Here is a 1,877-nt window from a genome sequence, read left to right as displayed (position 1 = left end):
CATTAGCCTGGGCCGTCACAGCTGCTCGCTCAAATGGAAGGTCGCGCCCCAGGAGGCCTTCCTCAAGCAATGGCCGCCGGCCAAGGCCGCCTGGGCGGCAGGCCGGAAGGTCGTGCGCCTGATCGGCTACGACGCCTCGCCCGCCGACGCACGCCGTTATCGCCATGCCGCCGGGATCGACGACCCGCTGTTCGAGTGCCGCTATCCGCTGCGCGACTGGGGCTGGACGCGCGCACGCTGCGAGGCCCGGATTGCGCAAGCCGGCCTCCCGGTCCCGCCCAAATCGTCCTGCTTCTTCTGCGGCGCCATCAAGCCCGATGAGGTCCGCGCCCTGCCGGCCTGGTGCCTGCGCCTCATCGTGCTCATCGAGGCGCGCGCGGCCCCCGTCTCCATACGGTCGAGGGGCTCTGGCGGCGCTCTACCCGAACCCGTCCGGGGCGGATCACCGACTTTATCCGTGCCGAGCAGCTGCTGCCCGAGGCCGAGATCGGCGAGATCCTGCGGACCGCTCCCACCGAGCTGCTGCGCTTCCAGGACGCGGCCGCGCTCGTGCCGGTGAGCGAAAGACCGACCATGGAGCAATGGCTCGCCGACTTCACCGCGGGGCAGGCCACCAGCCGTCTCTAGGCAGCCGCGCTGCGCTGCGCCATCCCGCGACATGTGCACCGCGCGCCCACAGCATACCCACCGGTTATGCCGGCTCTGACCACAAGCTTATCCACCAAGGAGGTCAACCATGCGTCCCATCACGCCTGCCTCGCCCGAGCAGGGCCAGGCCATCGCCAACGCTGTCGAGCGCCTGCGCGAAGCGCGCACCCTCTTGCGCCAGGCCGGCGCGCACCAGGCGGCGGCCGCCGCCGGCAAAGCGATCAGCAGCGCCGAAGGCGCGGCCCGGCATGTCGCGCACCGGATCCGGCGGACGAGTACGTGACGCCCGCGCTCTCGCGCGACGCCTTGGCGGGGTCAAGCGCCATGCGACCAATGTCTAGGGTTTTGAACGTCGTCGCCATAACCAGCCTTTCGTCATTTTGCGGTACAAGTGTGCATGGATTCGCACACAACGCCCGGGCTCTGGTCGCGCGACTTTGAAGCAGGACTTGCGGTCTGCGCCCAGGGTACTCTTCGTTTCGAGCGCCGCGGCGACGCCGGTGTCACCCTCGCGTTCGTGGGCGCTGCGCCCCTTTCGCTCGAAGCCCAGTGTCTGCTGGCCGGCCACGCCGTCGCAGCCATCGAACGCGCCTATCGCCTGCGGCGTCTCCCGGGCACCGCCCGACAAGAGCAGCCGCCCTTTTCTCCGCGTCCTACTGCCCCGTGTCGCCGACCGCGCATCGCATCCCCAGATCAGCCAGCGCTCCCTTGAGCAGACCGCGTTGGGCAGACCGCGATAAGGGCGGCCAATGACGGCGATGCAGCGCCCAATACCATCGGACATGGTCGCCCCTGCACGCTCCCACGCCCTCCTACGATGTGAGAATGGCGCTTTCTGCCGGCCAACTCCCAGGCCGAGATGCAGGACAAGCGCCGCGCAAATGCTCGCCCATGGCGGCGTTGTTCTGGTCTCGCGCAACCGACAGCGCCGAGTTGCCCGCGGCGTCGCACCGCTCGGGGTCCGCGCCCTGCGCGACCAGGAGATCGGCAATCTCTCGCCGGTCGAACAGCGCGGCGAGCATGAGGGCAGTCTGGCCGGCCTTGTTGGTCGTCTCGGCGTCTGCCCCGCGCTCGAGAAGCAGCCGGGCGACCGATGTGAAGCCCTTGAACGCCGCGCCCATCAGCGCGGTATTGCCGCGCGCGGCATCACCCGCCTCGGGATCGGCGCCGTGATTGAGCAGCAGCGCCACGGCCTCGTCATGCCCATGATAGGCCGCCAGGATGAGCGG

Annotated in this window: 3 protein-coding genes and 1 pseudogene; 2 read left to right on the top strand and 2 right to left on the bottom strand. The window is 69.5% G+C overall.

The genetic code is table 11. The features are described from left to right. Both RT424_RS24450 and RT424_RS24445 read left to right on the top strand, forming a co-directional pair. Nucleotides 1-627 (top strand): annotated as a pseudogene (locus RT424_RS24450) (hypothetical protein); the annotation flags it as partial. 109 nt (nt 628-736) lie between these two features. After that, nucleotides 737-931, top strand: coding sequence for a hypothetical protein (locus tag RT424_RS24445; protein ID WP_313443503.1), 195 nt, complete (start codon nt 737-739; stop codon nt 929-931). A gap of 54 nt (nt 932-985) precedes the next feature. Here the strand turns inward: RT424_RS24445 and RT424_RS24440 are convergent, their stop codons facing one another. After that, entirely contained in the window at nt 986-1,432 is a 447-nt protein-coding gene (locus RT424_RS24440; RefSeq protein ID WP_313443502.1) for a hypothetical protein, read from the bottom strand. Nucleotides 1,433-1,460: 28 nt separating this feature from the next. Then, on the bottom strand, nt 1,461-1,877 hold a 417-nt coding region (locus RT424_RS24435; RefSeq protein WP_313443499.1), incomplete at its 5' end, for an ankyrin repeat domain-containing protein.

Origin of the sequence: Novosphingobium sp. (assembly GCF_032093395.1) — a bacterium.
Taxonomy (GTDB): Bacteria; Pseudomonadota; Alphaproteobacteria; order Sphingomonadales; family Sphingomonadaceae; genus Novosphingobium.
Note: the sequence above shows the minus strand (reverse complement) of the source record. Positions and strands in the feature narration are given on the sequence as shown.